This window comes from Candidatus Burkholderia verschuerenii (assembly GCF_001189365.1).
In the GTDB taxonomy this organism is placed as follows: domain Bacteria; phylum Pseudomonadota; class Gammaproteobacteria; order Burkholderiales; family Burkholderiaceae; genus Caballeronia; species Caballeronia verschuerenii.
Window position 1 is genome coordinate 1 of record NZ_LFJJ01000145.1, and the last position, 14,884, is coordinate 14,884.

The following is a 14,884-nucleotide window of genomic DNA, read 5'->3' on the forward strand; positions in this document are numbered from 1 at the left end:
CGCTGCTGCATAGCGGCCGCGCGGCGTTCGGCGCTGCGGGCTACGCCCTTCGCGCCGCACGTCGCACAGAAGGATCAACTGAAACCACCGGCATCCGATTTCTGCACAACTTGACGCACACAACTCCGAATGCGCGATGTTGCATCCCATGTGCATGGACAAACGTAGTAGAGAAGAAGCTGAAACGACGCTGCCGTGATGGATGAATTTGGCCGTTGCGAACTGTGGATAACCAGTATGCGCGAGGTAAAACGAACATGCGGAACAATGCCCGGTAACACGATACGAACATTGGGATGAGGATTGTATGTCACCCAAAATAAATCGTGTACCTAGCACTTCTTCTCACAACGGTTGTGCGTGAAAAAAAATTCGAAAGGGTTTAGGATGATTTCAAGCGATCTCGTTTCGATTACGCGTATTGCGCACGACGAGGCTTTCTGACTTCGGCGAGGAGGAAGCATGGATATCTATAGCAGTTTCGCGAACCGCTTCGAAAAAACCCGCGAGGAGGAATTCTCGCTCGAAGAGTATCTCGCGCTCTGCAAGGAAGATCCGACCACGTATTCGACCGCGGGCGAACGCATGTTGAAGGCCATCGGGGAACCGGAAATGGTCGACACGCGTCTCGATCCACGGTTATCGCGCACGTTCGCGAATAAGGTCATCAAGGTGTATCCGGCGTTCCGCGAGTTCTACGGAATGGAGGAAGTGATCGAGAACGTCGTGTCGTACTTCCGGCACGCGGCGCAGGGTCTGGAAGAGAAGAAACAGATCCTGTATCTGCTCGGTCCGGTGGGCGGCGGCAAGTCGTCGATTGCCGAGCGTCTCAAGCAACTGATGGAGCGTGTGCCGTTCTATTCGCTGAAGGGTTCGCCCGTCAACGAATCGCCGCTCGGTCTCTTCGATTACGACGAAGACGGCCCCGTGCTCGAAGAGCAATACGGCATTCCGCGCCGCTATCTGAAAAGCATTCTCTCGCCGTGGGCGGTCAAGCGCCTGCACGAGTACAACGGCGATATCCGCAAGTTCCGCGTGGTGCGTCGCTATCCTTCCATCCTTCGTCAAATCGGTATTGCCAAGACGGAACCGGGCGACGAAAACAATCAGGACATCTCCTCGCTGGTCGGCAAGGTGGATATCCGCAAGCTCGAAACCTACTCGCAGGACGACGCGGACGCGTACAGCTACTCCGGCGGCCTGTGCCTCGCCAATCAGGGCTTGCTCGAATTCGTCGAAATGTTCAAGGCGCCGATCAAGGTGCTGCACCCGTTGTTGACGGCCACCCAGGAAGGCAACTTCAAGGGCACGGAAGGCTTCGGCGCGATTCCCTTCGATGGCGTGATTCTCGCGCACTCGAACGAGTCGGAGTGGAAGGCGTTCCGCAACAACAAGAACAACGAGGCGCTGCTCGATCGTATCTTCGTGGTAAAGGTGCCGTATTGCCTGCGTTACGGCGAAGAGGTCAAGATCTACGAGAAGCTGCTGCGCAATTCGTCCCTCGCCGAGGCGGTCTGCGCACCGGGCACGCTCAAGATGATGGCGCAGATGGCCGTGCTCACGCGTCTGGCCGAGCCGGAAAATTCGAGCCTGTTCTCGAAGATGCAGGTCTACGACGGCGAGAACCTCAAAGACACGGATCCGAAAGCGAAGTCGTATCAGGAGTATCGGGACTTCGCGGGCGTCGACGAAGGCATGAACGGCGTGTCCACGCGCTTCGCGTTCAAGATTCTGTCGCGCGTGTTCAACTTCGATTCGACCGAAGTCGCGGCGAACCCGGTGCATCTGATGTACGTGCTCGAACAGCAGATCGAGCGCGAGCAATTCCCGCCGGAAACGGAGCAGAAGTATCTGTCGTTCATCAAGGACGTCCTGGCTTCGCGCTATGCCGAGTTCATCGGGAAGGAGATTCAGACTGCTTATCTGGAATCGTATTCGGAGTATGGACAGAACATCTTCGATCGTTACGTGACGTACGCGGACTTCTGGATTCAGGATCAGGAATTCCGCGATCACGACACTGGCGAGAGCTTCGACCGTGCGGCGCTGAATGCCGAGCTGGAGAAGATCGAGAAGCCCGCGGGCATCAGCAATCCCAAGGACTTCCGTAACGAGATCGTGAACTTCGTGTTGCGTGCGCGGGCGGCCAACGGCGGGAAGAATCCGGCGTGGATCAGCTACGAGAAGCTGCGCGTGGTGATCGAGAAGAAGATGTTCTCCAACACCGAAGAACTTTTGCCGGTCATCTCGTTCAATGCGAAAGGATCGGCGGAAGAACAGCGCAAGCACGAGGACTTCGTCAATCGCATGGTCGCGAAGGGTTACACGCCGAAGCAGGTGCGTCTCCTGTGCGACTGGTATCTGCGCGTGCGCAAGTCGTCGTGATTCGTTTCTGAAGTGGAAGCCGATATAAACTGTCCCCATCGCTCAGGCACGAATCACGCGCCTGAGCGACGAGGTGGACACCTTGCGAGGCGCCGTCACGCTGCATGGGCGCCGTTGGCTCGCGCAGCGCCTCGCGCCCCTGCAATCAACGCGGGAGACTGGATGTGCTGCACCAAATCATCGACCGCCGGTTAGCGGGCAAGAACAAGAGCATCGCCAACCGCGAGCGCTTTCTGCGACGCGTGAAGAGCTATATTCGCCGTGCCGTTTCCGACGCGGTGCGCGATCGCAGTATCAAAGACATTCAAAGCACCCAGAGCATCACCATTCCCAAGAAGGACATCTCCGAGCCATCGTTCCGTCACGGACCGGGCGGCAAGCGCGAGTATGTCCATCCGGGTAACGCGGACTATATTCGCGGCGACAAGATTCCGCGTCCGCCGGGCGGCTCGGGCGGCGGCGGCAAGAGCGCCAGCAACGAAGGCGAAGGTCAGGACGATTTCGTCTTCGAACTGTCGCGCGAAGAGTTCATGCAGTACTTCTTCGACGATCTCGAACTGCCGCGCCTCGTGAAGACGCAACTGCTCGCCGTGCCGACATGGAAGAACGTGCGCGCGGGCTGGGCGGCGGAAGGCACGCCGAACAATATCGACGTGGTGAGATCGCTGCGCTCCGCGCTCGGGCGACGCATCGCGCTGGGTTTTCCGCTCGCGGCGCAGTTGCGCGAGATGGAACGCCAGCTTGAACAGCTCAAGGAAGACAAGGGCGATCCCGAGGATATCGCGCGGCTCGAAGCAGATATCGTCATCATGAAGGGGCGCATCACGCGCATTCCTTTCATCGATCCGTTCGATCTGCGCTACATCAACCGCGTCAAGCAGCCCACGCCGTCGAGCAAGGCGGTGATGTTCTGCCTGATGGACGTTTCCGGTTCGATGGACGAACAGCGCAAGGATCTGTCGAAGCGCTTCTTCATCCTCCTGTATCTGTTCCTGCAACGGAACTACGAGAAGATCGAAGTCGTGTTCATCCGTCACCATACGCGCGCCGAGGAAGTCGACGAAGACACCTTCTTCCATTCGACCGAAAGCGGCGGCACGGTGGTGTCGAGCGCGCTCGAACTGATGAAGAAGATCATGGACGAGCGCTATTCGCCGACCGAGTGGAACATCTACGGCGCGCAGGCGTCCGACGGCGACAACTGGACCGACGATTCGCCGAAGTGCCGCAAGCTGCTGTCGGACGATATCCTGCCGAAGGTGCGGTATTTTGCGTATATACAAGTCGCGCCGGAAGAGCAGAATCTCTGGTTGGAGTATGCTCAACTCGCGTTGGGCGCGCCCGAACTGGCCATGAAAAAGGTCGATTCGGCGGCGGATATCTACCCGGTTTTCAGGGAGCTCTTCGAGAAACAGCAGGCAGCAGCATAGGCATCGGATACATGGATCGCCAGGAAGTACGAATGATCGTGCTTCCGGAAACATCGGATCGTAGCCTGGGCCCGAAGTGGGGCAACGCAATGCGCCCGCAGCAATGCACGAGGCGCACAAGGAAGACAGGATGAATGTAGCGGAAAAACGTCGGCCGCTGCCGTGCCCATCGGACTGGAGCGTCGAACTCATCGAGGAATACGACGCGGAAATTTCGCGCGTCGCCAATCGGTACGGGCTCGACGTCTATCCCATCCAGCTGGAAATCATCAGCTCCGAACAGATGATGGACGCCTACGCGTCCGTCGGCATGCCGGTGAACTATCGGCACTGGTCGTTCGGCAAGCACTTTCTCTCGACCGAGAAGGGTTATCGGCGCGGGCAGATGGGCCTCGCGTATGAGATCGTCATCAATTCCAATCCCTGTATCGCGTATCTCATGGAAGAGAACACCATGACGATGCAGGCGCTCGTGATCGCGCACGCGGCATACGGGCACAACTCGTTTTTCAAGGGCAACTATCTGTTCAAGCTGTGGACGGATGCGCACGCCATCATCGACTGCCTCGTGTATGCGAAGAATTACATCGCGGAATGCGAGGAGCGTTATGGATTGGATCGTGTCGAGGAACTGCTCGACTCGTGTCACGTGCTGATGAACTATGGCGTCGATCGCTACAAGCGTCCGCAGAAGTTGTCGCTGGCCAAGGAAGCGGCGATGCGTCGCGAGCGCGAGGCGTATCTGCAATCGCAGGTCAACGAACTGTGGCGCACGCTGCCCAAGGGCAAGGAGCCGACGGCCGAGGAAATCGAATCGCGTTATCCGCCGGAGCCGCAGGAGAATCTCCTGTACTTCGCGGAGAAGAACGCACCGTTGCTGGAGCCATGGGAGCGCGAAGTCATCCGCATCGTGCGCAAGATCGGGCAGTACTTCTATCCGCAGCGGCAGACGCAGGTGATGAACGAAGGCTGGGCGACGTTCTGGCATTACAAGCTGCTGAACACGCTCTACAACGAAGGCCGGCTCGAAGACGGCTTCATGATGGAGTTCCTGCATTCGCATTCGAACGTGGTGTATCAGCCGCCGGTGACGAAGCCGTATTACAGCGGCATCAACCCGTACGCGCTGGGCTTTTCGATGATGAGCGACATTCGCCGCATCTGCGAAAACCCGACGGACGAAGACCGCGAGTGGTTCCCGGAACTCGCGGGCAGCGACTGGCTGGAGTCCTTGCACTACGCGATGCGCAACTTCAAGGACGAGAGCTTTATCGCGCAGTACTTGTCGCCGCATCTGATCCGCGAAATGCGCCTGTTCTCGATTCTCGACGACGACATGCGCGACGCGCTTGAAGTGTCGGCCATTCATGATGGCAGCGGGTATCGGTATGTGCGGCAGGCGCTGTCGCGGCAGTACGACATTCATCATCGCGAGCCGAACATTCAGGTGTATTCGGTGAATACGCGCGGCGATCGCGCGTTGACGCTGCGGCACTTCATGACGGACAACCGCCATCTGTCGAACGACAGCGACGAAGTGCTCAAGCACATGGCGCGCTTGTGGCAGTTCGACGTGTATCTGGAAAGCGTCGATGAAAACGGGACGGTGAGGAAGCGCTTCGATTGCAAGTACACGGCGCCGACGACGCGATAACAGGTTCGACGCGAGCGGTTCAAGCGAGCATGCGATAAAAGTCGCATGCTCGCTTTGTTTCTTGCCGAGCTATTCGTTCCCTCCCGAGCGCTATGAAACTCAGAGTAATCGGGTAAACCTTTTCGAAAAGAACGACGACAATGCTCAGCGCGCAGCGGATTTGACGCGCGTGAGAACGCGCTGACTTCCGCCAGCAACGCTCCTAGTCAATCGAAAGAGGCTCACCCGGAAATGGGCACAACGGTTCAAGCAAGAGCAGACACTCCATTGGAAAAATGGAAGAGCGGACTTCGCGCGGCAGCAAGCGATGCTCGATGGCAAGCATGGGACAGCGAAATTCAGACGACGGTCGACGAATACAACGATCATCTTCGCGATACGCCACGTTTTATGTCGCTCGACTGGAAGTTGATCAAGGCGATGATCTGGGTGGAGACGGGCGCCGACAGCCCCGAATGGCGCTCGAAACCCATGCAGATCGGCGTGCCCGGAGATCCAGGGCTATCCTCGCTTCTCTCCGGTCACGAGGGCGGCGACCTCATCATTTCGCCTGGCTGGACGGGACGCTTGACTCCAGTAACGATCAGAACCATCCCAGCGTACAACATCCGGGCGGGAGTGGGCTACCTGTTGACGCGCATGGCCGACTTCGAATACCGAAGCACTGTCGACGCGCGTTCCGTGGAGTACGACGTCACGGTGAAATTGGGAGACAGCCTGGAGCGCATTGCGAAGGACCAAAAAAGCACTGTCGATATTCTGAAGCGCCTGAATCCTTCAATCGGTCACCTTCGCAGCGGACAGACGATCCGATGCCGAAAAGGCGCCATTCGGAAAGTTATCACCGGCTGGCGCCATATCTCAACGGATTCGATTGCACGCCGCTACAACGGAGGCGGCGATCCCTACTACGCGCAAAAACTCGACTACGCGCTGAGCCTGATTCGAGCGGAGAGCCACAGATGATACCGACCATGATGCGGTCTATCGCCGGATTCGGCGCGCTGTTCGTTGTGTCGATTTCACTGGCAGCGACTGATAGCGGATCATCGAACCAGCTTGCAATCAGAGCGCAATGCGCCGCGTCGTCTCAGGCGGCGATGAAGCAATGCCTCGAAAAGCGGGTTGGCGATAGCGAGAACAAGCTCAGAGAAGCAGAGGATGCTGCCTCGACAACACTTTCCAGATGGGATGAAGATCCCCCGTACGTCCGGAAAGCCATTTCGACGCTCGATGAATCGAAGCAGACCTATCTTGAGTATCGCAAGAGCCAGTGCGAATTCGCGGCATCGCTGAGCGGCGGCGCGGCGAGCAATGCACGTGAGTTCCGTCGGCTTGCGTGCATCGCCGCGATGAACGACCGGCGCGCGGAGACCTTACGCAATGCGATCTCCGACGTTTCTCTGAAATAGCGTGCTCAGCGCCGATACGGATGAGCACGCTCACACATTCCCGCTTTCCTCATCCTGCGTAAAAATATCCCAGCTCGCCATGAACAGCGCCGCCACCAGCGGCCCGATCACGAAGCCGTTGATGCCGAATAGCGCCATCCCGCCGAGCGTCGAAATGAGCACGACCCAGTCGGGCATTTTCGTATTTGCACTTCGAGCAAGACACCTTGCCGACCAACAGTGGCCGCAGCAGGTTACCCACGAGCCCGATCGCCACGACGCAGAACGCCACCAGAATCAGCCCCTTGACGACCGCGCCGGTCATGAAAAAGTAGATCGCGGCGGGCGCCCAGACGATCGCCGCGCCCACGGCGGGCAGCAGCGACAGGAAGGCCATCAGCACGCCCCACAGCAGCGAGCCGTTGATGCCGAGCATCCAGAAGATCAGCCCGCCCAGAAAGCCCTGCACGGCCGCCACGGCGATATTGCCCTTGACGGTTGCGCGCACGACGGTGGTGAACTTCGCGATCAGATGCTGCTTCGGTTCGTTGTCGAGCGGAATCGCGCGGCGGATGCGGCGGCCGATCTCGCCGCCATCGCGCAGCAGAAAGAACACGAGGTAGAGCATCACGCCGAAACTCACGACGAACTGGAACGTGTTCTGGCCGATGGACAGCGCCTGCGCCGCCGCGAACTGGCTGATCTGCGATGCGCCTTCCATCAGTTTCTGCTGGACGCCGGAGATATCGGTCATGCCGTAGCGTCCGAGCAGTTGCTGCACGGACGCGGGCAGCGCCTGCAGCATGTGCTGGAAGAACGTGCCGAAATTCCATTGTCCCGACTTGATCTGCGCGTAGGCAAGGGCGATTTCCTGCACCAGCGTCACCGCGACGATCGCCAGCGGAATGATCACGATGAGAATCGCGACGCCCAGTGTGGTCAGCGCGGCGAGATTGCGGCGTTTGCCGAAGCGCGCGGCGAGATAGCGCTGCATCGGCTGGAACAGGATCGCCAGAATCGCGCCCCAGAAGATCGCGCCGAAGAATGGCAACAGTACCCACCCCAGCGCCACGGTCACGATGAGCAGCAGCAGGTGGAAGAATTTCTGGTGAACCAGGTCGTCGTTCATAGGCAAATTAGCAAGGGAGGGCGGCCCGAAGAAGCAGATTATGTGCCGCGGCGTCTCAATATTCGAGCATCAAGCGTGAAAAGGGTTCGATCCGCCGACCGAAACGCGCGTCGCGTCGTCTAAAATCGCGCTTCCTTCCATTCCTTGCGAATGCCTTCCGGTGCCCGGCGTACCGGTGGCGTTCGCCCATCGCTCGAAACAATGAATCCAGGCGTCGTCTACGCATTCGCGGCCTTTGCCATGTGTGGCCTTTTTCCGATTTATTTCAAGGCCTTGCATTCGATCGGCTCAGTCGAGATGCTCGCGCATCGCATGATGTGGTCGATGATTTTCCTGCTGATCGTCCTGACCGTGCTGCGCAAATGGCGCTGGCTGCTGCCCACGCTAGGCAACCGGCGGCTGCTCGCGCGTTTCGCCGCCAGCGCGGTGCTGCTGTCGACCAACTGGGGCATCTATATCTGGGCGGTGAACGCGGGGCATATCGTCGAGGCGAGCCTCGGCTACTTCATCAATCCGCTCATCAACGTGCTGTTCGGCATGGCGTTTTTGCACGAACGCCTGCGTCCTGTGCAATGGATCGCCGTGGGCGTCGCGGCCGTTGGCGTGGTCTGGCTGACGTGGGTGAACGGCGCGCCGCCGTGGATCAGCCTCGCGCTGGCGCTGACCTTCGGCGGCTACGGGCTGCTGCGCAAGACGGCATCGCTCGGCGCGCTGGAAGGGCTCACGCTCGAAACCGTCATTCTGTGCCCGGTCGCAGTGCTTTATCTGTACCTGATGAGTTCGCAGGGCGGCAGCGGATTTTCGCAGTCGTCGCTCGGCGTGAAGGTGCTGCTGGCGGCCGCCGGGCCGATCACCGCCGTGCCGCTGCTGCTGTTCGCGGCAGGCGCGCGGCGCATTCCGCTGTCGATGCTCGGGCTGATCCAGTACATCACGCCGACGCTGCAACTGCTGATCGGCGTGGTGATCTACGGCGAATTCTTCGGCCACGAGCAGTTGATCGGCTACGGCGCGATCTGGGCCGCGCTCGCGCTGTATTCGCTGGAAGGGTTTTATCGGGCGCGGGCGGCGCGCATCTGAGCGTCCGCGCCCGCGGCACATCAACGCAATGCGTCGCCGAAGCGGTATTCGGCGGTGGCTTCGTCGAGCTTCTTCTTGATTTCCGGATCGATCGGGCGATCGACTGCCGCGAGCGTCTCGTTCAGCTGATCGGGCCGGCTCGCGCCGATGATCGCTGATGTCACCACCGGATTCGACAGCACCCACGCGAGCGCCGTGCTCGCGAGCGATCGGCCGGTCGGCGCGACCAGCCGGTTGATCGCCTCGATGCTGTGAAACTCGCGCTCGTGCCAATAACGCTGCGTGTACATTTCGCCCGCCTTGCCGCCGACGTAAAGCGTCCCTCGGACGGCCCCGCGCCATACGTGTGCTTGCCCGTCAGCAGACCGCCCGCGAGCGGGTTGTAGGGAATCACCGCGAGCCCTTCCTCGGCCGCGAGCGGCAGCAATTCGCGCTCGATCTGGCGGAACAGCAGGTTGTAGCGCGGCTGCACGGAGACGAAGCGCGCGGTGCGCAGCACGTCGGCGCGTCCGAGCGCCCGCGCCAGCCGGTAAGCCAGAAAATTCGACACGCCGACATAACGCGCGCGGCCGCTTTTGACGATCGTATCGAGCGCTTCGAGCATTTCGTCGAGCGGCGTCTCGTGGTCGTCGTTATGCAGCTGATACAGATCGACGTAATCCGTGTCGAGCCGCTTGAGCGATGCATCGATCGCGTCGAGCAAATGCTTGCGCGATGCGCCGCGCTGCCACGCGAGCGGCCCCATTTCGTGCACCGCCTTGGTCGCGACGATATAGCGGTCGCGGCGTCCCTTGAGCCAGGGGCCGACGATTTCCTCGGTGCGTCCGGCGAGATCGTGACTGCTGCCGAGCGGATAAACATTTGCGGTGTCGATGAAATTGACGCCCGCATCCACCGCGCGATCCATGATGCTGCGCGAGACCTCTTCTTCGGTCTGCAGCCAGAAAGTCATCGTGCCGAGAGTGAGACGCGAAACGGTGAGACCGGTGTTGCCGAATTTGCGGTATTCCACGGTGACGCTTCGGAAAAAGAAAGAGTGGCGACTTGGACCGACTAGCATAAGCCGATTGCACGCCGCGCGCTGTGACGCGTTTCACAGCTTCGTCATATCGGCGGCATGACGTCGATGGTCAGCGTGCGGCGGAATCGAGTCGCCGGAACACGAGGCCGGACAGCAGCGTCACCGTGCCCATGCAGACGAAGCTCAGTTTGAAGCCCAACGCCGCCGATCCGAACTGGCCTTCGAACACCTGCACGAGCGATCCGCCGATCGACACGCCCAGCCCGATCGCGAGCATCTGCACCATCGAGAAAAGGCTGTTGCCGCTGCCCGCGTCCTTGATGGAGAGACCTTTGAGCGTGACGCTGTTCATCGCGGCGAACTGCATCGAGTTGCAGGCACCGAACAGCGCGAGGATCGCGAGTTCGCCGATCAGCGGGAACGACGGCGAGAACGCCGCGAAGCCGACGATCGACGCGCCCACCAGCATCGTGTTCACCAACGAAGGTTTCGTAGCCGTAGCATTTGACGAGCCGCGCGATCCAGCGCTTCGAGATGGTGCCGGCGAGCGCGATGGGAATCATCATCAGGCCGGAATGCAGCGGGCTATAGCCGAGTTCGAGCTGCATCAGAAGCGGCAGCAGGAAGGGCACCGCGCTCGAGCCGATCCGGCAGATCAGATTGCCGAGCAGGCCGACGCTGAAATTCGGCTCGCGGAACAGCGCGAGTTCGAACAGCGGATTGCGCTTGCGCCGCGCGTACGGAATGTACGCGCCGACCGATACCGCCGCGACCGCGAACAGCAGCAGCGACACCGCGCCGCGATGCGTCTGCACCGGGCTATCGAGCGCCAGCGAAAACGACACCATGCACAGCGACAGCAATGCGCAGCCGATGAAATCGAAAGGCGCGCGGCTGTCGAGCAAATCGTTCGGCAGAAAGCGCTGCACGGCCCACAGTCCCACCGCGCCGATCGGCACGTTGATCAGGAAGATCCAGTGCCACGAGAACGATTCGACGAACCAGCCGCCGAGCGTCGGGCCGAGGATCGGGCCGACCTGGCCAGCGACGGAAATCATCGCGAGCGCGGAGACGTAGGCTTCGCCGCTGATGGTGCGCAGCACGGCGAGCCGGCCGATCGGCAGCAGCATCGAGCCGCCGATGCCCTGCAGCACGCGCGCCATCACCAGTTGATTGAGCGTATGGGCGCTGGAGCAGGCGAGCGAGCCGATCACGAACAGCGCGATCGAGATGAAGTAGACGCGGCGCGTGCCGAAACGGTCGGCGAGCCATCCGGAGGCGGGCGTGAACAGCGCCATCGTGAGCGTGTAGGCGACGACGATGGATTGCATCGCCAGCGGCGCGGCGTGCAGATCGCGCGCGATCGACGGCAGCGCCGTGTTCACGATGGTCGTGTCGAGCGCCTGCATGAAAAAGCCCACGGCAACGATCCAGAGAAGCGCCGTGTGCGAGGACTGTCGGGTCATGAGGGGAAAGAGTGGAGTTGATGCGACGCGATTCGAAAGCCGTCCGACACTTTCGCCCGCGCATTATGTGAAATATTAATGAAGCGGTTGGTTATCGGGAAGCCCGCTAACCGCATTGACTGCGATCGGTTTCGCCGATGACAATGGCGCATGCTGAATCCGATCTGGCTGAGCACCTTCGTGACGGTGGCCGCGTCGCACAGTTTTACCGATGCCGGGGTCAAGCTCGGGCTGCGTCAGTCGAGCGTATCCGAGCATATCCGGCGGCTGGAGGAAAGCGTCGGGCGGCGGCTGTTCGTGCGCGATACGCACTCGCTCGCGCTGACCGCCGACGGCGAAGCCATGCTGATTCACGCCCGCGTCATTCTGGAAGCGATGGCGCACGCGCAGTCCCAATTCAGCTCGCCACGCCTGCGCGGACGCGTGCGGCTGGTTCGTCCGACGATCTCGCGCTCGGGCCGCTACCGAGCGTTCTGGCGGCTTTCCGCGATACGCATCCCGATGTCGAGCTGGAAATCACCATCGGCATGACCCGGCGGCTGTATCAACTGGTCGATGCGGGCGAGCTCGATCTGGCCGTCGGCAAGCGCCGTCTCGGCGATGCGCGCGGCACGCGTCTTTTCAGGGGCCGGCTGGAATGGCTCGCGAAAGAGGGCACTATCGTCGATACGAGCCAGCCGCTGCCGCTGATCCTCGTCGCCGAACCGAGCGTGACGCGCGCCGTGGTGCTCGACGCGCTCGCCAACGCTGGCGCGAGCTGGCAAACCGTCTGCACGAGCAGCAGTCACGCGGGTTGTATCGCGGCGGCGCGCGGCGGGCTCGGACTGACCGTTCGTTCGGATTTTCTGGCGGGACGCGGGCTCGCGCCGCCGGTCAATCGCGCGGATTTGCCCGCGCTGCCGGAAGTTGAATTCATCGCCTTCGGTGCGAAGCATCTGAGCCGGCCCGCCGAAACCTTGCTGCAACTGCTCGAAACGAGCGATCTGCGCGGCGAGTGGATCGGCGAATGAATCGAAGGACGAGAGCAAGGGCGGGCGCGCAATGTGCAAGCCCGGCGAAGGAAGGTTGTGTCCCTGCAACGTCCGGTCACCCCGAATACCTATCGACGAACGCTTCTTATATATTGGGCGGCGTTTGAAGTATCCACTCCACATCGATTCGCGCGTCGTGCTCCGTTTCCGCCGCTTTTTATCCGCTTACCCGATTCGCCTCGCCGCGCTGATGCTGATTGCGCTGCTGCCGCACGCGCGCGCGCAGGCCGCGACGTATCTCACCAAACATTGCGAGGATCTCGACGGCAAGTTCGTGCCGGCATCGGTCATCGGGCTGCCGACGCGCGGCGCGACCGTATTCAGCGCATCGGTGATCAAGGCCGCCGCGCCCGGAAACCGCAACGGCGAGTATTGCCGCATCACCGGTTATATCCGCGCCTTGCAGGACAGCACGCCCGATATCCGCTTCGAAGTGAATCTGCCGACGCGCTGGAACGGCCGCGCGCTGCAGATGGGCGGCGGCGGCTACAACGGCACGATCGTATCCGGCACGGAGCCGATGTCCTTCGCGCCCGATTCAACGCCGCTCGCGCGCGGCTACGCGACCTTCGGTTCCGATTCGGGCCACGCCGGCAACGCGGGCCGCGCGGATTTCGCGGTCAACGACGAAGCCATCGTGAACTTCGGCTTCGCGCATCTGAAGAAGACGCGCGATGTCGCGCTGGCGCTGATCCAGATGGGCTACGGACGCAATCCCGAGAAAACGTATTTCGCGGGCGGCTCGACGGGCGGCCGCGAGGGCTTTACCGTCATCGAGAGCTTTCCGAACGATTACGACGGCGTGATCGCCAACGCGCCCGCGATCAACTTTTCCGGCGTGCGGCTGATGGGCGTGCTGGTCGGCCAGCAGTCGTACGGCAAGCCGGGCGGCTTTGTCGGGCTGGCGCAGCAGCATCGCGTGTTCGAGACGGTGATTCACGAATGCGACAAGCTCGACGGCGCGCAGGACGGCATCGTCAGCAATGTGGAGGCGTGCCGGAAACTGGAGCCGCAGATCATCGCGTCGCTGCGATGCTCGAACGGGCAGCGGCCGTCGCTGCGCGACAGTTGTCTGTCCGATGCGCAGATCGACACGCTGCAACTGCTGCGCGACGGCGTGAAGATGAAATATCCGCTCGCATACAACGTCGACACGTATCCGGGCTACAACGTGTTTCAGGGTGTCGACTTCACCAGTTCGCTCGGGCTCGGCGATTCGCCGACGCTGATCAGTCCGCCGAGCTTCGCGGCCAACGGCTATCTGTTCGCGCAAGGCGATGCGTACGTCCGCCATTTCGTCACGCGCGATCTCACCTTCAGCGCGCTGAACTTCGATATCAACGATCCCGGCAAGTACACGCAGCGGCTGATCACGCTGGCGTACACCGTCGGCGCGATGAACCCGGATTTCACCGCGTTCATCGCGCACGGCGGCAAGCTGATCGCCATGCACGGTCTCTCCGACGAAGTGACCAGCCCGAACCAGACCATCGCGTTCTATCACGGGCTGGTCGAACGCTACGGACAGGACAAGTCGATGCCTTCATGCGGCTCTACATGGTGCCCGGTTTTCAGCACGGCAACGGCGTATTCCAGCCCGCATGGGACGAACTCGGCGCGCTCGACGAATGGGTGAGCAACGGCGTCGCGCCCGAAACGCTGATTGGCAGCGATATCGCGCCGTCGACCAACGGGCGCACGCGGCCGATCTGTCGGTATCCGAACTATCCGCGGTATATGGGCAAGGGCAGCATCAACGTCGCCGCGAGCTTCAAGTGCGTGTCGCCGTGACGCGTGGCCAGAGACGCTCAAGCCATTGCGATATCGCACCGCGCGATTCCCGCCGATACGACGTCAGCGACACCTCCACCGCACGCGCGCTATCCGACGAAATCCACACGCGCTCGCCGCGCGACAGACGCACGACATCGCCGGGCTTGAGCCAGTAATCGTAAGAATCGAGATGGCGCGTGAGCCATATCGATTCCTCCACGACGCGCAATTCCACATCGCGCGGCAAGCGCCACGACGCGGTCCGATGCGGCTGCACTTCCACGTATTCGACCACGCGCGGCCCGGCGCGCTCGCGCACCCAGCCCTGAACGAACGACACGTCTTTCATCTTGCTCTCCATTGTGGTGAGCCGAAGACGGAAGCCGGGCACGCATCGAAACGATCGGCATAGGGGCGGCCAGCAAGCTGGCCGGTCCCCTGCCACACCACCCGGCGTGCGGGTCCGCACCGGGCGGTTCGGGAAGTTGAGGTTATGTGAGGCGAGGCATGCCAAGACGATCGAAGTA

7 protein-coding genes and 5 pseudogenes are annotated in these 14,884 nt (G+C 61.1%); 8 read left to right on the forward strand and 4 right to left on the reverse strand.

Features of this window, described 5'->3' with window-relative positions; all coding sequences use genetic code 11:
- Positions 1-462: 462 nt before the first annotated feature.
- The 5 genes from BVER_RS20770 to BVER_RS20790 all read left to right on the forward strand — a co-directional run bounded on the left by BVER_RS20770 (position 463) and on the right by BVER_RS20790 (position 6,881).
- A complete protein-coding gene (locus BVER_RS20770; protein ID WP_050454903.1) occupies positions 463-2,385 on the forward strand; it encodes a PrkA family serine protein kinase in 1,923 nt (640 codons plus the stop codon).
- Positions 2,386-2,549: 164 nt separating this feature from the next.
- Complete coding sequence (locus BVER_RS20775; RefSeq protein ID WP_050454904.1) at positions 2,550-3,815, forward strand: YeaH/YhbH family protein; 1,266 nt, start codon at positions 2,550-2,552, stop codon at positions 3,813-3,815.
- A gap of 130 nt (positions 3,816-3,945) precedes the next feature.
- Positions 3,946-5,469, forward strand: a complete 1,524-nt coding sequence (locus BVER_RS20780; RefSeq protein WP_050454909.1) for a SpoVR family protein — start codon at positions 3,946-3,948, stop codon at positions 5,467-5,469.
- A gap of 267 nt (positions 5,470-5,736) precedes the next feature.
- A complete protein-coding gene (locus BVER_RS20785) occupies positions 5,737-6,435 on the forward strand; it encodes a LysM peptidoglycan-binding domain-containing protein (protein WP_232316687.1) in 699 nt (232 codons plus the stop codon).
- Positions 6,432-6,881, forward strand: coding sequence for a lysozyme inhibitor LprI family protein (locus BVER_RS20790; RefSeq protein WP_050454906.1), 450 nt, complete (start codon positions 6,432-6,434; stop codon positions 6,879-6,881). Before BVER_RS20785 ends, BVER_RS20790 begins: the two co-directional genes overlap by 4 nt.
- Positions 6,882-6,911: 30 nt before the next feature.
- On the opposite strand, the pseudogene BVER_RS20795 reads toward BVER_RS20790, so the two are convergent.
- A pseudogene (locus tag BVER_RS20795) lies at positions 6,912-7,989 on the reverse strand (AI-2E family transporter).
- A 201-nt stretch (positions 7,990-8,190) separates the two neighbouring features.
- Between BVER_RS20795 and rarD the strand changes: the two are divergent.
- Positions 8,191-9,066 (forward strand): EamA family transporter RarD, encoded by an 876-nt coding sequence (rarD, locus tag BVER_RS20800; RefSeq protein WP_050454907.1) that lies wholly within the window; start codon positions 8,191-8,193, stop codon positions 9,064-9,066.
- 20 nt (positions 9,067-9,086) lie between these two features.
- On the opposite strand, the pseudogene BVER_RS20805 reads toward rarD, so the two are convergent.
- Positions 9,087-10,078: pseudogene (locus BVER_RS20805) on the reverse strand (aldo/keto reductase).
- A gap of 118 nt (positions 10,079-10,196) precedes the next feature.
- A pseudogene (locus BVER_RS20810) lies at positions 10,197-11,553 on the reverse strand (DHA2 family efflux MFS transporter permease subunit).
- A 150-nt stretch (positions 11,554-11,703) separates the two neighbouring features.
- On the opposite strand from BVER_RS20810, the pseudogene BVER_RS20815 reads away from it, so the two are divergent.
- Positions 11,704-12,563 (forward strand): annotated as a pseudogene (locus tag BVER_RS20815) (LysR family transcriptional regulator).
- A gap of 157 nt (positions 12,564-12,720) precedes the next feature.
- Positions 12,721-14,375: pseudogene (locus BVER_RS20820) on the forward strand (tannase/feruloyl esterase family alpha/beta hydrolase).
- Here the strand turns inward: BVER_RS20820 and BVER_RS20825 are convergent.
- Entirely contained in the window at positions 14,356-14,706 is a 351-nt protein-coding gene (locus BVER_RS20825; protein ID WP_232316688.1) for a DUF2917 domain-containing protein, read from the reverse strand. The pseudogene BVER_RS20820 and the gene BVER_RS20825 overlap by 20 nt on opposite strands.
- Between the last annotated feature and the right edge of the window lie 178 nt (positions 14,707-14,884).